Source organism: Agarivorans sp. 2_MG-2023 (genome assembly GCF_030548085.1).
In the GTDB taxonomy this organism is placed as follows: Bacteria; Pseudomonadota; Gammaproteobacteria; order Enterobacterales; family Celerinatantimonadaceae; genus Agarivorans.
Map to the genome: position 1 here is coordinate 253949 of NZ_JAUORQ010000005.1, position 18792 is coordinate 272740.

Sequence of the window (18792 nt, forward strand, 5' to 3'; positions counted from 1 at the left end):
CTTCTGTACATTTTTTACCCTCCCTTAATGTTTTTTCTCTACCATGCTAAAGAGCCCTGAATAGCAGATTGATCTGCTCAGAGCTCTTACAACTATAAAAATGATATTCAATTCACCCTTGTTGAGCGGATCTACAAAATTTTCGCCATAACAGGGTGTTTATAAAAACAGCAAAAACAGTATAAGGAAAGGATCCATGAACAAGTTATCGATCGCTCTCGCGGGGGCGACGTTGCTGTCTGCGCCCGTGGCAGCCGAATGGAACTTTAGGGGTACGCCAAACCAATGGTTGGCCACTCCCCTAGAAGTAGTTTCAGGAACCGAATACAAAACCTGCCAAAGCTTTGGAGACAACGACCCACGATTTAAAATCGACCGTTTTGGCGACTGGAATGAAGCCTACCCCAACGGAGATGTACGAGTAGCAGCCAACAAAAGCTACGAGATTCACTTTTTTAGTGACAGCAAAAACATTACCACTAGCGAAGTGAGCTCTTGTGGTGATGTAATTCAGCAAGCCGATAGTTGGTTTTACCGAGGAACATCAAATGGTTGGGCAGCAACTGCCATGACCAGTAGCGACAACCTAAACTTCTGTACTACACAGAGTTTTGCCAACAATGAGCCACGTTTCAAAATTGACCACTACGGTGATTGGAACGAAGCTTACCCAACAGCAGACTTCACGGTAACCGGAAATGCCAGTTATCAGATTTGTTTTAACTCCAGTTCAAAACAAATCACCGCAACCCCCACCAGCAGTGAAGATACCCAAGCGCCAACGGTGAGTGCTAATCCAGCTGCGGGCAGTTACACAGAAGCCCAGCAAATTAGCTTAAGCGTGACAGACAACCAAGACAGTGCGCCGAGTATTTACTGCACCACCGATGGTTCAGTCCCCACTCAAGCCTCAGCCCAATGCAATAGCGCTACTTTTACTGCCAGTGATGTAGTGGCAGATGGGGTGGACTTAAGCCTAAAAGTATTAGCAGTAGATGCTAGCGGTAACTCAGCAGTAAGCAGCTTTGACTACACCATTAGCGATGCTCCAGCCGATACTTGGTACTTCCGTGGTACTTCAAATGGCTGGCAAACTACACTGATGACCACCAGCGACAACAATATTTACTGTACCACTCAAAGCTTTGGTAACAACGACCCACGCTTTAAAGTCGACCACTTTGGTGACTGGACCGAAAACTACCCAACGGCCGATGTAACAGTAAGCCCTGATACCACCTACGATATTTGCTTTAACGCCACCAGCAAGCAAATCACCACCAGCGAGATTGAGGGTGAAGATACTAAAGCACCAGTGGTGAGTGCGAATCCATCGGGCGGCAGTTACACGACCGCTCAGCAAATTAGTTTAAGTGTGACGGATAACCAAGACCCAGCGCCTAAGCTTTATTGCACCACCGACAATAGTCTACCTACTGCAGCTTTAGCGGAATGTAGTCAGCAAAGCTTTACCGCCAGCGACGTAGTGGAAAGCGGTATTGATTTAGTGCTGAAAGTACTCGCTGTAGATGCCAATGGTAACCAAGGTATAACTACCTTTAATTACACCATTGACCCAACCATCACCACCAGTGGCGATTTCCGTGAAGAAAATGTTTACTTCATTATGACTGACCGCTTTGCCGACGGTGACACGACCAACAACAACATCTGGGGCGATGAGTACTTACCCAACGGTGAAGCCGATAAGTACAACACCAATACCAGTAAGACCGGACCATTGTCTTACTACCACGGTGGTGACTTTCAAGGCATTATCAACAACCTAGATTACATCCAAGACATGGGCTTTACCGCCATTTGGATTACCCCTGTAGTTAAACAACCAGAAGGTCGACGCTTTAACGCCAGTGATGACTATGAAGCTTCGGCTTTCCATGGTTATTGGGGTTACGACTTCGATAAAATTGACCCACACCTACATTCTCTTGGTAAAGACAATGACGGCTGGGCAGGTTTTGACGCCTTGGTAAATGCACTGCATGAACGCGGCATGAAAATTATGCTAGATATTGTGGTGAACCATGGTCAGCCAGGTTCATCGGTAGTGGGTTCAAAAAGTAAGTGGGCCGACCGTGCACTTGAAATTAAAATGGATGGTCAAACCTGGAACTGGGAAACCAACGACCCTTACATGGACGGCGCTAAAAATGGCTTCTTTAGCTATGCCAGCACCGGCAATACTTGGTTGATTGATTTACTCGATTTCAATGAACACGGTGATGACGACCAAAATGCCACTAAGCACTTAATTAATGTTTATAAGCGCTTTATTGACCACGGCGTAGACGCCTTCCGAATTGATACCGTGTCTTACATGACCGCTGATTTTTGGGAGCGCTTTACCCTTGAGATGGACGCTCACGCACGCAGCTTAGGGAACGACAACTTCTACATGGCTGGTGAAGCATGGACTGGCGATCGTAAATCTGCGGTAGATCTTATCTACAATGGCCAAGGCAAGAAGTTCCACATGCTGGATCTACACGGTTCATCGATGGACTTCCCAGGTTGGATGGGCAAAGCCTTTAAAGGCGAAGCAGGTTTCGAAGACGGTAATGGTTATGCCCGCATTGCAGGCGCAGATGGCGATGCTTCGGGGATTTACGACCCAACGTATTTAGCCACCTTTGTTGATAACCATGATGTAACCCGCGCCAACGGTATTCTTAGTGAAACTCAGTACATGAACAATTTGAACTTTGTGTACCTGTTCCGCGGATTACCCGTAGTGTTTTACGGTACCGAAGTATTGTATTCAAGCTGGCCACATTACATCACCACTACCGAGAAAGACGATGTAGTGGCACGCTGGATGTTGGGCTCAGAAGGAATTAACTACGCCAAAACCAATCAGCCAACGCTATATAAGCATCTAAAAATGCTTAATAACCTACGTAGCTCCTCTAAGGCGATTCAGAAAGGTCAACAAACGGACTTGTTGCTTGATGGTGACCACGCCGCCTTCAAGCGTGATAACGGTTCTGAAGTGGCCTATGTTGCGCTCACCAAAGGTAGTGCGTTCAGCTACACCTTTAGCAACCTGAGCAACGGCAGCTATCGCCTAATCACTCCAAACACTAATGCAGCAAGTTATAACGAGCAAATTGTTACTGTATCTGGCGGCAGCCATTCAGTTAACGTGCCTGCAAATAGTTTTGTGGTTTTAGACAAACAGTAAACGTTTATATCTCATGCAGGCCTAAGTGCGCTTAGGCCTGCCTGTTTAACTATGGAAGAGTTAACACTATGAAATATTCAGCATTATTGATCGGTTTGTTAGCTGCCAGTAGCGCAGCACAAGCTGATTGGTTCTATCGCGGTACCAGCAATGGCTGGGCAACCAGCGCATTAGAAACCGTATCTGCGACAGAGTTTTCAACTTGCCAAAGCTTTGGCGACAATGACCCGCGCTTCAAGATCGATCGCTTTGGTGATTGGAACGAAGCCTACCCCGGTGATGATGTGCGCGTTGACGCGAACAAAAGCTACGACATCCGCTTTTTTAGCGACAGCAAAAACATAACCACCACTGAAGTCAGCAGCTGTGGCGACGTAGAACCTCCAAAAGACAGCTGGTTCTATCGCGGCACCTCTAATGGTTGGGCGGCTACCGCCATGACCAGTACCGACAACCTTAACTTCTGTACCACTCAAAGTTTTGCCAATAACGAGCCACGTTTCAAAATTGATCATTATGGCGATTGGAACGAAGCTTACCCAACGGCAGACTTTACCGTTACCGGCAACGCCAGCTATGACATTTGCTTTAACGCCAGCTCAAAAGCCATTACTGCTACGCCAGTACACAGCGAAGATACTCAAGCTCCTAGTGTGAGCGCCAATCCCGCGGCAGGCACCTACACCAGTGCTCAGCAAATTAGTTTAAGCGTGAGTGATAATCAAGATAGCGCACCAGCAATTTACTGCACCACTGATGGCTCGACGCCATCTGCCAATTCTAGCCCATGCAATGGCCTTACGTTTAACGCTACCGATGTAGTGGCTGATGGCGTAGATTTAAGCCTCAAGGTTTTCGCGGTAGATGCCTCAGGTAATTCTGCGATAAGCAGCTTTGATTACATCATTACCGATGCACCAACAGATAGCTGGTACTTCCGTGGTACGTCGAACGATTGGCAAACCACATTGATGGCGAGTGCCGGTAACGACAATTACTGTACAACGCAAAGCTTTGGCAGTAACAATCCACGCTTCAAGATTGACCATTTTGGCGATTGGACAGAAAACTACCCAAGTGCTGATGTATTGGTTGATGCAAACTCTACCTACAAGATTTGTTTTAACGCAATATCTAAAGCTGTCACCACCGACAAACAGGGCTGTGAATCAAACTGCGGCACCGACACAGAAACCTTAGGTGCAGTCTACTCAGCGGCCAGCACAACGTTTTCTATTTGGTCACCAGATCATAGCAATGTAAAAGTGGTCGTAAACGGCGTAGAGCACAACTTACAAGCAGTGAATGATTTTGCCGGTTATAGTCAGGTTTACCAAACCACCGTAGAAGGCGATTTACACCTTAGCCCTTATACCTTTTTGATTAACGGCGTGCAGGTTCGCGACCCTTACGGAAAGATGGTACAGCCGGGTACCGGTGATTATGAAGCCATTAACATTGTAATGGATATGAGCCGCACCGAACCAGCAGGAGGCTGGGCAGCGCGTCCAAGTTTGATTGAGCGCGAAGATGCGATTATTTACGAAGTGCACGTGCGTGATTTCACTATTGATGCAAGCGCTGGCGTAAGTGCTGGCAACAACGGTAAATACTTAGGAATGGTAGAAGCAGGCACCACCCATAATGGCGTGAAAACCGGCATCGACCACCTTAAAGAGCTTGGCGTAACACACGTACAGCTATTACCAGTATATGACTTTGCTACCTGTGACGGTTTACCCGATAGCGACCCATGTTACAACTGGGGTTACGATCCTCGAAACTTCAATGTACCCGAGGAGCGTTACTCAAGCGTACCCACTGATTATGAAGCCCGTGCCCGTGAATTTAAAACCATGGTAAACGAGTTCCATAAAGCCGGTATTCGAGTGGTGATGGATGTGGTGTACAACCACACCTTTGACGATGAAATGTTTGAAAACATTTCTGGCCAATACTACACCGCCACCGACTTATCGGGCACCGGTAACTCAATTAATGCCGACGTACCCATGGTTAGCCGAATGATTCAAGACTCGCTTGAATATTGGGTAGACGAGTACGGCATTGATGGTTTCCGCTTCGACTTGATTGGTATTTTTTCTTACCAAGAAGTAGAAAAATGGGGTCGTCACCTTAACAATCAATTCGCCGACCGCAACTTGCTAATTTATGGCGAACCATGGAACGGCTATGCTACCGATCCGTTAGAAGGGCAACGAGTGCGTTACGGCACCACCCATCATATGGCTGATGAACATATCGGTGTATTTAATGGCGCGTTCCGTGAGTCACTAAAAGGTTCAAACGATGATGCTCGCACTGGCTACATGTTTAATAATGTAGATGCGGCTGAATCGGGTTGGGCTATTTATGATGGCTTCCAAGGCTCTCCCTACAATCCAAACGACGGCCGAAACAGCACTTGGTTCCGTAATTATGCTGCCGATCCAGAGCAAACGATTAACTACATTTCGGCTCACGATAACTTTGGTTTGTGGGATAAGGTGTACTTAAGCACCTCGAGTAACGTGCAGCAAAACAGCTCGCATCAGGTGATTAGCTTTAATCCTCCAGGCGATCTCACATACAGCAAGCGGGTAGTTAATTTTGGCATGGGCATGGTACTCACTAGCCAAGGGATACCTTTTATTCACGCTGGCGATGAGTTCCTGCGAACTAAAACCAACAACCAGCAAATTAGTAATCCTTCAGCGTGGAATTACGGGGCTCACGGCGGTACTCACAATACCTACAACGCGCCAGACAGTTTCAATGCCATTCGTTGGTCAAACAAAGCGGACAATATCGCCACATTCAATTACTTTAAGCAGCTGATTGAATTACGCCGTAAGCACGCAGGTTTACGCATGAATACTAGCCAAGAAGTGGCTCAGTACTTAAATGTGAGCCGCCCAGACCAATTTGGTGGACAGGTTATTACTGGCCATATCACCGACCCAAGTGATAGCCATAACCTGTTTATTGTGTATAACAGCGGAAATAATCAAACCGTAAGTTTACCGGCAGGTAGCTGGACTAAGGTAGCTGATGCCTATGGTGCCGCTAACACTGGTGGCTTATCGGGTAATACCCAGGTAGAAGGCTCAGCAGTGACTATGTTTACTCAAGCTAAATAAACAATAACGCTGACTAAAAAGCCCGAGCAATTGCTCGGGCTTTTTTTATTCGAGGCAGAAAGTACATAAATCGGTGAAATAAGAGTGTTAACGGCACGCTGCTAAAGCAGTGTTAAACTGCGGTAAAAACTGCGGGTATTTCTCCAACCAATTAAAATTAAAATAAGCCGAGAGGTTTGCTTCTCGTAAGTGTTTCACCGCAATTTCTTGAGTGATATGGCCATGTTCTAGCTCAACATAATAGGTGTCAAATGGCGCCATCACAGCATCTAGTCGACCCAGTTGTAGCAACTCAAATAATATATGGTAATCGTAGCGTGACTGTACGTTGGTATATTGATGTTTAGCCATCCACTTGTGCATTGCAGAGCCATGTAATACACCTATATTCATGGCTTTCATTTCAGCACTGTTAGTCTCAAACTCAACCTCTTGCAAACTAAACAAACTGCGATAAGTGACCACTAAAGGATCGCTTGCTTTAGCAAAAGCATCACGCTCGGCCGTTTGGTTAAGAATAAACAAGCCGTCAAACTTTCCTTCTTTCAGCTCTTTTTCGGCGCGGCCAATTGGCCTAACATCCACTTCATAATGAACCCCAACTTCTGTCATGGCACATTGCATAATGCTCACTGTTCTGCCGCTTAAGGCATCACCGTCAACGATTTGATAGGGCGGTAAATGGTGAGTAACCAAGCGCAAAGGTTGCGCCTGAGCGGTGAATAGACAAGCAACAAATAAAGCGCAGCAGAATTTCAGTCGCGGTTTCATCAATGACACTCTTCCTTATGCAGCATCCAGCTCCCCTCATAAGTTTAGTCGCTTAAGCGCTGAGTAATGAATTTTTTGCAAAGCGCTAAGATTTTCATAAGGTGATTTAGATCCCGCTAGTAAATTCTATTAACGGTGCAATAAAGTTTCATAATTTTATATAACAAACTTAGCGATTAAGCTTTAACCATCTTGAACAATGTTCCAGCAAAGCCGAGTTGTAGGGCTGCATTGCACAAGAGAATGGTGGGTGAGATTTACCTTTATCTGCACTCACTGTTCGCAGCATTTCCTTTCCTTTATGGACTAAGTTTCCTAACCCCGCCCTCGTTGGCGGGTTTTTCTTGATACCCGCCAATATTTACAATATTGTCACTTACCTCATAGTGAGATATTTCAGCGCTTAATTGATATGCAGTTTAGATAAGCGTGACAGAAATAACACTTCATCGAGAAACAAATTCTTATTCGCCGCAAAACGCGTATTTTTAATGTGGAAGCAGTCACTTAACCAAAAACATGAAAAAAATTACCGATACAGAGCTAATCAGAAGTGCCAATCGCCGGGAAATCATTCAAACCCTTCGTCAACATGGCGAGCTTGCTAGGGTTGAGATAGGTAATTTCACCCAACTAAGCCCAGCCACCATTACCTCAATAACCTCGGAGTTGGTGCAGCAAGGCTTTATTGTTGAACAGAATGTTGTATTGGATCCCAGCAGTGGTCGTGGCCGCCCTAAAGTAAAACTGCAGCTAAACAAACAAGCGGCATTTTACCTAGCGGTTAAACTATCGATTAACGAAGTACGCTTTATGTTGGGTGATACATCTGGCGCTATTATTGCGCAAGCGACTCTTTCAATGTTAACGGTAACGCTCAATCAATCTCAGTTAGTAGACGCACTCTCCAAAGCTATCGAAGAGTTTATTCAGCAGCATAAGGTTGAACGCAGTAAGTTACTTGGTTTAGGTTTAGCCGTTCAAGGGGTTATAGAACCCCACGGTAAAGGTATATTGTGGAGCCCAGCCGTTAAAGACCAGCAACTTGAATTAGTTGAGTTACTCTCGCAACAAACACAGCTACCAATATTTATAGCCAACGACGCAAACTGCTTAGCTGTGGCCTTAAAAAGCCTGCCCCGCTATAGCAAAGTAAATAACCTTGTCGCCATTCAGCTGGGTTATGGGGTTGGCATGGGCTTGATTGTAAATGGTGAGTTTTATCAAGATGCTGGCTCAGCCGCTACTGAATTTGGCCATACTAAATTTAGCTTAAATGGTCCACAGTGTCGCTGCGGAGGACGCGGATGTATTGAAGCCTACGTTGGCGATTACGCGATTTATCGCGACGCTAGCGCAGTATACAACCTAGCTCCTACCAACATGTTGCACCCTTCAGAAAAGCAAATGTTCGATCTTAATAAGCTAGCCAAAGATGAACACCAAGCTATGAGCCACATCTTCTCTCAAGCTGGTACGGTGTTAGGCATGGGCTTAGCCAATGTAATGGCACTATTTAACCCGCAAAAAATTGTTATATCAGGTCCTGGGGTACGTGCCTTTGACTATATGAAAGAGTCGATGACTAAAACCCTATCTGAAAATCTATTGCCTTATCACAATGTCGATAACGTGGTAGATAAATACAATTGGGATGAAGACATGGCCGGCATTGGCATGATTGCCATTATGCAGCAACACACCGACTAATCACGTGCAGCGTAATCAAAAAAGGGAGCTCAGCTCCCTTTTTTAGTTTGGCTTTCAACTTACTTAAAGACTCGCTTACTCGCATAGTGGCCTAGCATCATGCTGAATAAAAACCAGTAAATCGCCGCTTCACCGCGTAATAAACTCGCCACAGCAGGCCCCGGACAAATACCCACCATGCCCCAACCAATACCAAAAATAGCCGCGCCAATGAGTAGCTTAGGCGTAAGTGTTTTTTGTGTTGAGCACTGAATAGCTTCACCGTTTACCGCGTGGCTGCGCGGTTTAATCAGCAAGTGATAAAACGGCACAAATACTAATAGCGCACCACCAATCACAAAGGCCAAACTCGCATCCCAATGCCCAGTTACATCTAAAAAGTTAGCCACTTTGTAAGGATTAACCATTTGCGACACGTTCATGCCAAGGCCAAATAGTAAGCCAGTCAATAAACCCACCAGTACTTTAAACATGCGCAACTCCTAAACCACCGGTTAACCAAACAACCAAGGCAGCGCTTGCCATAAACACTAGCGTTGCCACGATTGAGCGCAAAGAAAATCTGCCAATCCCACAAATACCATGACCACTGGTACAACCGTTCCCCAATTGAGTCCCCACTCCCACCGCTAGGCCACCTGCAATTAACCAAGCCAAGGAGTAATCAGGCAAGGCCGCCTCACTTAAGCCCAATAAGGGGTTAAATAAAAAGCTCGCGGCCATTGCGCCAATAAAGGCAAGTCGCCAAGGCCACTCATTGCGCGAGGCTCCCCAAATACCCCCTAAAATGCCACTAATACCGCCAGTACGACCACTAAGTAACATTAATAAAGAGACCGACAAGCCTAATAACATGCCGCCCGCGAGCGCACTCCAAGGGGTAAAATCTGTCATTACTTACTCCAAGCTCATTTCATTCACTACAAAATTGTTGCTGTAAACCGGCTAACAAGGTTTTCACCTTGGGGTCGGCTATACAATAAAACACCGTTTGCGCTTGCTTACGCACTGCCACCAAACCTTGTTCACGCAGTACTTTTAAGTGCTGCGAAAATGCCGACTGGCTATTTTGGCTATGTTGACGCAGTTCACCCACGCTCATTTCACCCTCTCGTAATAAACACAGCACTACTAAACGATCAGGATGAGCGATGGTTTTTAAGTACTCACTCACCATACTGGCTTGCTCATGTAACTCATTTCTTGCAGGCATTGAAACCTCCTCAATTAGTAGGAATTATACAAAGCTCATTAGATTAGTCAAATCTAAATTAAATAAAACTTAATTAGAATATTGAGAATTAGATTAAACTAATATATAGTCATTGCAAATTAGTGAGCCATCTAATGGCTCACTAGCGATCTATATCAACAGTGGACGCTCAGGCTTTGATTAGGCTGTCACCACTAGCTTTGTTTATACATTTATTTGATTTAAATAGTGGGAGAGCAACATGACCAAGATTGTAATTATAGGCGGCGTAGCAGGCGGCGCATCAGCGGCCGCTAGAGCGCGTAGATTAAGTGAACAAGCAGAAATCATTATGCTGGAACGTGGCCCCTATATCTCTTTTGCAAACTGTGGTTTGCCCTACCATATAGGCGGCGATATTGAGCAGCGTGACGCCTTGTTGCTGCAAACCCCCGAGAGTTTTAAAGCTCGATTTAACGCAGATGTACGGGTAATGAACGAAGTCGTTAGCATCAACCGTAAACAAAAAACGGTCACCATTCGCGATCTTATGACCCAACAAAACTACCAAGAGTCTTACGACAAACTGGTACTTAGCCCAGGCGCTTCGCCAATTGTTCCACCCATCCCTGGGATTCAAAACTCTCGGACCTTCTCGCTACGAAACATTCCAGATATGGACAAAATCATTGCCAATATTGAGGCAAATAAACCGAAACACGCAACAGTGGTTGGCGGGGGTTTTATCGGCATTGAAATGGCAGAGGCGCTGATTCAACGTGGTATTAGCACCAGCTTAATTGAACTATCAACCCAAGTAATGGCGCCAGTAGATCGTGAAATGGCCACGCCGCTACACCAAGAAATGCAACACCACGGCGTAGATTTACGTTTAGGTGTGGCACTAGAAGCGGTATTCCCTAGCCAGCAACAATCAGCCGAAGAACTCGCAGCCATAGACGAACACGGCTTAGAACTGCGACTTAGTAACGGTGAATTACTGGAAACCGAGTTGTTGATTATGGCGATTGGCGTTAAACCTGAAACGAGCTTGGCCAAACAAGCGCAGCTTGAGATAGGTGAATTAGGCGGCATAAAAGTTAATAGCCAGCTGCAAACCTCAGATCCAGACATTTTTGCCGTAGGCGACGCCATTGAAGACCCCGAGTTTGTTACCGGTGATGCAGCACTGATTCCCTTAGCTGGGCCAGCCAACCGCCAAGGTAGAATGGTAGCCAACAATATCTTTGGTGCGGGCGAACACTATAAACGCAGCCAAGGCACCGCTATTTGTAAGATATTCGATGTAGCCGTGGCCTCTACAGGTTTAAATGAAAAAACCTTGCAACGTAAAGGGCTAGACTACGACAAAGTGTACGTGCATGCAGCCAGTCATGCTGGCTACTACCCTGGCGCTCACCCCATTAACCTCAAGTTACTATTCCACCCAAAAACTGGGGCAATTTATGGTGCCCAAGCGGTAGGCAAAGACGGCATAGACAAACGCATTGATGTTATTGCCGTAGCTCAGCGCGCGGGCTTAAGTATATTTGATTTACAAGATTTAGAACTTACCTATGCCCCACCCTTTGGCAGCGCAAAAGACGTAGTCAACCAAGCAGGTTTTGTAGCGGCAAATAGCATTAAAGGGGATACTCGCCTGTGCCACAGTGAAGAGCTCAACCAAGCCACTTCACAACAGCTAATACTAGATGTGCGCAACCCTAGCGAATTAGACAAACTGGGTGTGATTCCTGGCGCGATAAACATTCCAGTGGATCAGCTTCGCGAGCGTATTAACGAGCTGCCAAAAGATAAAGAAATATTGATTTATTGCATGGTAGGTTTACGCGGTAACGTGGCGTATCGTCAACTGGTTAATAACGGTTTTACCGCCAAAAACCTTAGCGGTGGGTACAAAACTTGGTTAGCCAACCAAGCTTAACTTGCAGCTATAAAAAAGCCCGGTATTAAACCGGGCAAAAGCTGAGACGCATAAAAATGCTTATTGTGCGTTTACCGTAATAGCCTTGCTGGCACTATTAAAGTTAATGCGGTAAGTGGTGTTGTCTGATACTTGGTAATCGGCAGTAGGGTAAGCCTCTGTCCAATTGCCGTTATCAATTTTAAAGCGCGCTGGTGCTTCTTCGCCACTAAAGCTTTGAACCGTATAGTACAAGCCACTCGTGCTGTCGTAATCTAACTGCGCTTTTCCCCAAGCATTGGCGGTTCCACGGAAGAACCATACTTCATCACCGCCATTATCTGGATTAGTTCCGCCTACACAGTTAGTTGACGCTACCCAGCTGCCCGCTGCATAACACAAACTATCGCCAGTAGTATTTAAGTCGCCGGTTTGGTTAGCACCACTATCATTAAAGATAATGTTTAGGCTACTTAGCTTGGTTCCAAAGTCATGACAGTAGTAACCGTCTTTTTGCACCATAGCTACACCAGGCCACTGCGCATTAGCTACCGCTGTTTCTGCACTAACAGACCAGTAGTAAAGCGTTGGATTGTTAAAGCCAGCTTGGTTGTCGTAACACACTTCAGTGCCACCAACAGGACCAGGGATTACACCACCGGTAATTTCAAAGCCACAGGCCTCTAAAGTGCTCCACGCGCCGCCTTTATAGCAACCAGCTCCAGCAACACTTAAGTCTGCTGTTTTATTTGCACCACTGTTACTAAAGATAGCGTTAACGCTAGTAAGCTCTACACCCAAGTCATGACACTTGAAGTCACCATTAGTTTGCATTGCCACACCAGGCCAGCTTGCATCGCTTAGGCTTCCTGCAGGTTGAGCGCCCCAGTAATAAAGCGTTGATAGGCTTTCAGAAGTACAAATTGATGTAGCCGCTACTGGAGTAGCAGGCTTAGGATCGGTGTTACAGTTAGAGGTACATGGGCAATCTGCTCCAGTACATACGTCACCAATTTTAGCACCAACGTGGATAGCTGCCGCGCTATCACCGCCTACAGTAAAGTTAGCTTGTCCGCCGCTTACGGTAATGGTTGCTTGGCCACTTGAGCCTGCTGCTTGATTACATTGGCCGGTGCTTTCATCAAAATCAGCCTCAATAATATTACAGTATTGGCCATCAGGCATGCCTGTATCAAAGCTTTGGTTAATGTTGCTACCATAACGTTTGTTAATCACAACAAAGCCTAAACCACCACGACCAAAGGCGATTTGATCGTTACCACCTTGCCACCAGTTGGTGATTCGCCACTCGCCAGCAGTATGGTTACGGAAGGCCACCATGTTGGCAATGCCGCGCCACTTATGCTCACATACCCAGTTGCCGCCATTAAATCCACAAGCGTTACCTGTGTGTACACCACTGCCTGGAGGGCCTGCATCAAAGTCGCCGTTAAAGTAGTAACCCGACATGATTTTTGGATAACCATAAGGGTAAGCTAAGGTGAACACATTGGCTAAGAAATAACCGTCACCTTGTACACCATGCCAAATAGGGCCATTAGGATTATGACGCTCTTCATCATGGTTAGTAACAAAAGTAACCGCATCAGAACTCGATAGCTCCATTTGGTTACTCACGTCTCTTAGCCACGCAATGTTGCTATCACGAAAGGCTGGGCCAATCGCTCGAGCATAAGCAAATTCTGTTACATCACCAATGTAAGTATATTCAGTAGGACGAACCGGCTCGCCGCCAGCACCAATCACTTCTTGGAAGATATAAGGATTGCCGTTTAGCTTGCCTTTAATGGCATCAATATCACCGGCTGGAATATGTTTAGCAGCGTCGATCCTAAAACCGGCAACGCCCATACCGATGGCGTCATTCATGTAGTCTGCAATTTTCTGACGAACATAATCAGAGCTAGTTTTCAGGTCATTCAAACCCACTAAATCACAGTTTTGCACTTGCCAGCGATTGCCGTAGTCAATATCGCTAGTACAAGAGTTAAAATCATTCGGCCCGTAAGGCACTTCAGAGAAGTTTCTGTCGTAGGCCGCCATGTGGTTAATCACTGCGTCTACATAAATATCTACTCCAACGTTTTTACAACGCTGCACCATGTCTTGAAATTGACCGCGATTACCGCTGCGGCTTTCAAAGGCATAACTCACTGGTTGGTAGCGGGTCCACCAGGCGTTACCGCCGATGACCTTGTTAGGTGGAGAGACTTGCACAGCGGCGAAGCCTTTAGGGCCAAGGAAGGTTTCACACTCTTGTGCTACATCTTCCCAACTCCATTCGAAGAGGTGTACAAAGGCGGTTCTTGGTGCCGCCATGGCGGTGGACGCATAGCCCAGCGCCGCACCAGCTAGCAGAGCGCTAGTGGCGAGTTTGCTAAATTTTCTCATTGTTACTTTCCCATGTAATCGTTGAGCGTCTCTTTAGACATACATCACCGCCACTCTATGGTGTTTTTTACGGTGAGGCGGTAGACCAACTGTTGGAGAGAACCACAAGTAAAACTTAACCTTAACTATCCGTAGTCAATTTACCTCAAAAACTAATCTACGCTCATTTTTCAATCAAAGGGCAGGGCGGCTTATTTATTGAGCAATCAGTCACAAATAAAAACCAATACGATAGATGATGTTTGACAGCGATCAAACTTCAAACAATTATTCTGATATTTTGTAACATTAGTAAGATAAGCAACTTATTTAACTGTAAATAATTTCCATATTTAACACTTAATCAAGTGTTTTTACCCATAGTTAATTATGTTTTTTCATTTTAATTTCTATCTGCTCTTCTCTATGTCTAAGTACAACAAAGCTTTACAATGGCACTTTACAGCCAAGTTTGTTGGAATATCTAATGGAAAAGCAGTGGTGGCATTCAGCAGTTGTTTATCAAATTTACCCGCGTAGTTTTTGTGATAGTAGCGGTGATGGCAACGGCGATCTTCGCGGAATAATCAGTAAGCTCCCCTACTTAGAAAAACTCGGAATTGATTTAATTTGGCTGTCTCCAGTTTACCTTTCGCCAATGAAAGACAACGGCTACGATATTGCCGACTACCAAGCCATTGATCCACGCTTTGGCGGCATGGCCGACATGCAAACGCTGATTCACACAGCCAAGCAACATAATATTGGCATCATGATGGATCTGGTATTGAACCATACCTCTGATCAGCACCAGTGGTTTCAGCAAGCCAAACAAAGCCGCGATAATCCTTATCGTGATTATTACATTTGGCGAGATCAACCTAACCAAATTCGTTCAATATTTAGCGGCCCCGCTTGGCAGTTCGACAACACCACTAAACAATACTACTTTCACTTATTTGCCGATGCCCAACCAGACCTAAACTGGGAAAACCCCAAGGTAGCGACAGAGATACAGCAAATGATTTCTTGGTGGGTAGAGCAAGGTGTTGCTGGGTTTCGCTTAGATGTCATCGATCTAATTGGCAAACAAATTGACCAAGGCATTACTGAAAACGGCCCACGCTTACATCCACTTCTGCAGCAAATGCATCAAGCTTGTTTTGCCAACAAACCACTCGTTACGGTGGGTGAAACCTGGGGCGCCACCCCAGAAATAGCCAAGTTGTATTCCAACCCCCAACGACAAGAATTGTCGATGGTTTTTCAGTTTGAACATGCCTCGATAGATTGGCACCCAATACATGGTAAATGGCAAGTTCAGCCCTTTGACCTTATTGAATTAAAAGCGGTGATGAGTAAATGGCAAACCTGTTTTGATGGCGATGGTTGGAATGCGCTTTTCTGGAACAACCACGACTTACCGCGCATTGTTAGCCGATGGGGTAACGACGGCCAATACCGAGAGCGCAGCGCTAAGTTGTTAGCCACTTTACTGCACGGGATGCAAGGCACGCCCTATATTTACCAGGGTGAAGAGATTGCCATGACCAATGTACGGTTTGAAGACCTAGATGACTACGATGACATTGAGATAAAAAATAGTTACCAAGAAAAAGTGCTAGAACAACAAAGTCTCAGCCACCAACAGTTTATGCAGGGTGTATATACCAGCGCCAGAGACAACGCTCGTACGCCTATGCAGTGGGACAATAGTGTCAACGCAGGATTTACTCAGGGCAAACCTTGGTTAGCACTTAACCCTAACTATTCTGATATCAACGTGGCGAATGCGCTAGATAGAAAGGATTCGGTGTTTTACCACTATCAGCAACTCATTGCTTTACGCAAGTCAGCGGAATATTCAGACACGCTCATCTACGGTGATTTTGCACTGCTATTAGCAGAACACCCACAGGTATTTACTTATGTGCGGCAGCATCAGCAACAACGCTTGTTAGTAGTGGCGAATGTGAGTGAGCAAGAGCAACAGATTAGATTGAATTTGTCGGTGGAAAAAGTGGTGCTAAATAACCTTCAGCAGAATGATGAATTGGTCAGTGATTTAGAAGCACTACGCTTAGCGCCCTATCAAGCGATAGTTTATGCGCTAAGCACTAGCTAAAGACTTACTCGCTAAGAGTATATTGCTCGGATAAGCGGTGACATAACCACTTATACAAATTAAAGGCCTTTGGGCTATTTGTGGTAGGCAGTAAGTCATCGTCTAAAAAGGCTTCGCCTTTAAAAGTAAGCACATCCCCATGTTGGGAAATGTCGCGCACTTCAATGCCGGGAATGTAGTCTTCGTGTTCGCGAAGTAGCTGATTGGCTATATCAATCAGCGCTTGTTGGCTTATGGTTTGTTTAGTCATTACACCTAGATCATCGCTCAATGTTGAGCTTTAGCATACACAGATGCATCCACCGGCAATAGCGCTAAGATCAAAACTTGTGGCGCTTTTCTCAGCTTAAATAAATAACAAAATACGCAACTATTTATCAGCGTTTAAGGGCTTGGTTTTACCACGCCATTGCTGAATCAATAAGCCACTAATTATTAACAACAATCCTATGTAAGTGGCCGGTTCAATCTGTTCACCTAGAAAATAGGCAATAAAAAACAAGGACAAAAATGGCGAGATAAAAATCAGGTTACTTATACGAGCGGTGTTATGAGTAAATTTAAGCGCAAGCACCCAGCAAACAAAAGCAATGCCCATTTCAAATAACCCAACATATACGGCCCCCAGCCAGGCTTTGGCATTCCAAGTGGGTAGCCCATCACTCCACCAGCAATACAGCAACACCATTGGCAAACTAAAACAAAAGGCTACCAGTAAACTGGCTACAGGATCCCCGCTATTTCGAGTATTAATGATCCAATAACCGGCCCACAATAAGGTGCTAAACAGTGCCAGTAATACCCCCGGAACACTATCAAACTGCATGGCGAGTATGTCTCCTCGCGTGGCTATCACCAGTACGCCCAAATACCCTAAGGCCATGGCGATTACATCTTGTTTTCGTAATTGCTGTTTTAAAAAAGGCACCGCCAATAAGGCCAGGGTTATTGCCCAAGTGTAATTCAGTGATTGCGCCTGCTGGGCGGGTAGTAAGTCGTAAGCTTTGAACAACACCAGATAATAAAGAAAAGGATTTATGGCTCCTACCAACAGAAAAAAGCCCGGCCGCTGTTTAGCGTAAACCCAAGCCAAAGGTAGTTTTCGCTGCCATAGCAATACGCCAGTCAGCAATAAAATAGAGCTAATAGAAGCCAATAACACCAATTGAATTGGAGTAAGCCATTGCAGCGCAAGTTTGAATGCGGTGGCTACGGTAGACCACATCAGCACCGCTGAAATGCCAAAGGCATAGGCTTTAGTTTGTGTTTTCATCAAGACATTAATATTTACGACTAAAACGCCAAGTGTATGCGGCATAACTGGCTAGCGCTAGCCTTAAATAGCGACTAATGCGACTGTATTTATAGCCCTGCGACAAAATCTCTATATTGCGCAAGAATGGAAAAGAATCTTGGTCTGAATCTGGCTAAACTGATCTCAAATCAATGACTTGAGCAAAAAATGACAAGCCAAAGTGAGCGCATTCGCCAAGTAAAGCTGCATATCGAAAGTACTCTAGACCAAGCGCTAGATATCGCTACGCTTGCGTCACTCGCTGGTTTCTCAGCCTTTCATTTTTGTCGTTTATTCCAAGCTTATGTTGGCGAGAGCATTTATGCCTATCGAAAACGCTTATTGCTTGAGCGCTCCATTAAGCACCTGCAATACACCGATTTAGCTCTAAGTGAAATAGCTTACCGCAGTGGTTATCAAAACCAATCATCCTATAACAAAGCCTTTAAATTGCAGTTTGCGCAAAGCCCAAATCAGGCAAGGCAACAAAAGAGCAGTGTGACAACGCAATCAGAGCAGCCAATACTTTCTTCCCATACCCCCTTATCGGCTGCTGAGGTAGAAGTGGTAAAACTCCCTGCCATGTCAGTGCTCAGTTATCGCACCAGTGGCCGTTACTTAGAGGCTGCTCCGCTAGCTTGCCAAGGTCTATTTCAGCGCTGTGAGCAACTCGGCCTCGCAATTGAGGATAGCCAGTTAATTGGTTTGCCTCACGATGACCCTAGCGTGACTCACTCTGAGCAAATTCGCTTTGACGCTTGCTTAAGCCAAAGCAACACTCTGCCAGCGAATTTATTGGTAGAGCTAGGTTTACAACAGCAGCAGTTACCCGCAGGCACCTATGCAAAATTAAGGCACCATGGCGCTTACCAGCACATTTTGAGTAGCTACCAAGTGTTGTTATTGCATTGGCTGCCTCTAGCCAACTACCAGTTGCGCGACAGTGTGTGTTTAGAGTTTTATCTAGATCAGCAACCACAAAACCTTCAGCCAGACGCCTTAAACACCGACATCTATTTGCCCATTCAAGCTTCGCTATAAAC

13 protein-coding genes are annotated in these 18792 nt (G+C 45.6%); 6 read left to right on the forward strand and 7 right to left on the reverse strand.

Annotated features, from left to right (window positions below; translation table 11 throughout):
• Window positions 1-196 precede the first annotated feature (196 nt).
• Together Q4549_RS09800 and Q4549_RS09805 are read left to right on the forward strand one after the other, a co-directional pair.
• Entirely contained in the window at window positions 197-3202 is a 3006-nt protein-coding gene (locus Q4549_RS09800) for an alpha-amylase family glycosyl hydrolase (protein WP_303553218.1), read from the forward strand.
• 68 nt (window positions 3203-3270) lie between these two features.
• Window positions 3271-6342: an alpha-amylase family glycosyl hydrolase gene (locus tag Q4549_RS09805; RefSeq protein WP_303553219.1), complete on the forward strand. Its 3072-nt coding sequence runs from the start codon at window positions 3271-3273 to the stop codon at window positions 6340-6342.
• A gap of 87 nt (window positions 6343-6429) precedes the next feature.
• Here Q4549_RS09805 and Q4549_RS09810 read toward each other — a convergent pair whose 3' ends face one another.
• Window positions 6430-7113 carry an ABC transporter substrate-binding protein gene (locus Q4549_RS09810; RefSeq protein ID WP_303511516.1) on the reverse strand — a complete coding sequence of 228 codons (684 nt, stop codon included), beginning with the start codon at window positions 7111-7113 and terminating at the stop codon, window positions 6430-6432.
• Between the two features lie 519 nt (window positions 7114-7632).
• Here Q4549_RS09810 and Q4549_RS09815 point away from each other — a divergent pair.
• Window positions 7633-8823 (forward strand): ROK family transcriptional regulator, encoded by a 1191-nt coding sequence (locus Q4549_RS09815; protein WP_303553220.1) that lies wholly within the window; start codon window positions 7633-7635, stop codon window positions 8821-8823.
• A 59-nt stretch (window positions 8824-8882) separates the two neighbouring features.
• On the opposite strand, the gene Q4549_RS09820 is transcribed toward Q4549_RS09815, so the two are convergent.
• The 3 genes from Q4549_RS09820 to Q4549_RS09830 are packed head-to-tail and all read right to left on the reverse strand — an operon-like array spanning window position 8883 to window position 10036.
• A complete protein-coding gene (locus Q4549_RS09820) occupies window positions 8883-9296 on the reverse strand; it encodes a YeeE/YedE family protein (RefSeq protein WP_303553221.1) in 414 nt (137 codons plus the stop codon).
• Complete coding sequence (locus tag Q4549_RS09825) at window positions 9289-9717, reverse strand: YeeE/YedE family protein (protein ID WP_303511512.1); 429 nt, start codon at window positions 9715-9717, stop codon at window positions 9289-9291. The genes Q4549_RS09820 and Q4549_RS09825 overlap by 8 nt, the downstream gene beginning before the upstream one ends.
• 19 nt (window positions 9718-9736) lie before the next feature.
• Window positions 9737-10036, reverse strand: coding sequence for a helix-turn-helix transcriptional regulator (locus Q4549_RS09830; RefSeq protein WP_137674058.1), 300 nt, complete (start codon window positions 10034-10036; stop codon window positions 9737-9739).
• 241 nt (window positions 10037-10277) lie between these two features.
• Between Q4549_RS09830 and Q4549_RS09835 the strand changes: the two genes are divergently transcribed.
• Window positions 10278-11960, forward strand: coding sequence for an FAD-dependent oxidoreductase (locus Q4549_RS09835; RefSeq protein ID WP_303553222.1), 1683 nt, complete (start codon window positions 10278-10280; stop codon window positions 11958-11960).
• 60 nt (window positions 11961-12020) lie between these two features.
• Here Q4549_RS09835 and Q4549_RS09840 read toward each other — a convergent pair whose 3' ends face one another.
• Window positions 12021-14351, reverse strand: coding sequence for a starch-binding protein (locus Q4549_RS09840; protein ID WP_303553223.1), 2331 nt, complete (start codon window positions 14349-14351; stop codon window positions 12021-12023).
• A gap of 466 nt (window positions 14352-14817) precedes the next feature.
• Here Q4549_RS09840 and Q4549_RS09845 point away from each other — a divergent pair, with 466 nt between their 5' ends.
• On the forward strand, window positions 14818-16455 hold the full coding sequence (locus Q4549_RS09845) for an alpha-glucosidase (RefSeq protein ID WP_303553224.1): 1638 nt from the start codon (window positions 14818-14820) through the stop codon (window positions 16453-16455).
• 4 nt (window positions 16456-16459) lie between these two features.
• Here the strand turns inward: Q4549_RS09845 and Q4549_RS09850 are convergent, their stop codons facing one another.
• Entirely contained in the window at window positions 16460-16705 is a 246-nt protein-coding gene (locus Q4549_RS09850) for a DUF2498 family protein (RefSeq protein ID WP_137674062.1), read from the reverse strand.
• A gap of 120 nt (window positions 16706-16825) precedes the next feature.
• Window positions 16826-17728, reverse strand: coding sequence for a DMT family transporter (locus Q4549_RS09855; RefSeq protein ID WP_303553225.1), 903 nt, complete (start codon window positions 17726-17728; stop codon window positions 16826-16828).
• A gap of 189 nt (window positions 17729-17917) precedes the next feature.
• On the opposite strand from Q4549_RS09855, the gene Q4549_RS09860 reads away from it, so the two are divergent.
• Window positions 17918-18790 carry a GyrI-like domain-containing protein gene (locus Q4549_RS09860; protein WP_303553226.1) on the forward strand — a complete coding sequence of 291 codons (873 nt, stop codon included), beginning with the start codon at window positions 17918-17920 and terminating at the stop codon, window positions 18788-18790.
• Window positions 18791-18792: the final 2 nt, after the last annotated feature.

Coding starts and splice junctions, on each gene's coding strand:
- Q4549_RS09800 (WP_303553218.1), top strand. CDS start 197: ATGAACAAGTTATCGATCGCTCTCGCGGGGGCGACGTTGCTGTCTGCG.
- Q4549_RS09805 (WP_303553219.1), top strand. CDS start 3,271: ATGAAATATTCAGCATTATTGATCGGTTTGTTAGCTGCCAGTAGCGCA.
- Q4549_RS09810 (WP_303511516.1), bottom strand. CDS start 7,113: ATGAAACCGCGACTGAAATTCTGCTGCGCTTTATTTGTTGCTTGTCTA.
- Q4549_RS09815 (WP_303553220.1), top strand. CDS start 7,633: ATGAAAAAAATTACCGATACAGAGCTAATCAGAAGTGCCAATCGCCGG.
- Q4549_RS09820 (WP_303553221.1), bottom strand. CDS start 9,296: ATGTTTAAAGTACTGGTGGGTTTATTGACTGGCTTACTATTTGGCCTT.
- Q4549_RS09825 (WP_303511512.1), bottom strand. CDS start 9,717: ATGACAGATTTTACCCCTTGGAGTGCGCTCGCGGGCGGCATGTTATTA.
- Q4549_RS09830 (WP_137674058.1), bottom strand. CDS start 10,036: ATGCCTGCAAGAAATGAGTTACATGAGCAAGCCAGTATGGTGAGTGAG.
- Q4549_RS09835 (WP_303553222.1), top strand. CDS start 10,278: ATGACCAAGATTGTAATTATAGGCGGCGTAGCAGGCGGCGCATCAGCG.
- Q4549_RS09840 (WP_303553223.1), bottom strand. CDS start 14,351: ATGAGAAAATTTAGCAAACTCGCCACTAGCGCTCTGCTAGCTGGTGCG.
- Q4549_RS09845 (WP_303553224.1), top strand. CDS start 14,818: ATGGAAAAGCAGTGGTGGCATTCAGCAGTTGTTTATCAAATTTACCCG.
- Q4549_RS09850 (WP_137674062.1), bottom strand. CDS start 16,705: ATGACTAAACAAACCATAAGCCAACAAGCGCTGATTGATATAGCCAAT.
- Q4549_RS09855 (WP_303553225.1), bottom strand. CDS start 17,728: ATGAAAACACAAACTAAAGCCTATGCCTTTGGCATTTCAGCGGTGCTG.
- Q4549_RS09860 (WP_303553226.1), top strand. CDS start 17,918: ATGACAAGCCAAAGTGAGCGCATTCGCCAAGTAAAGCTGCATATCGAA.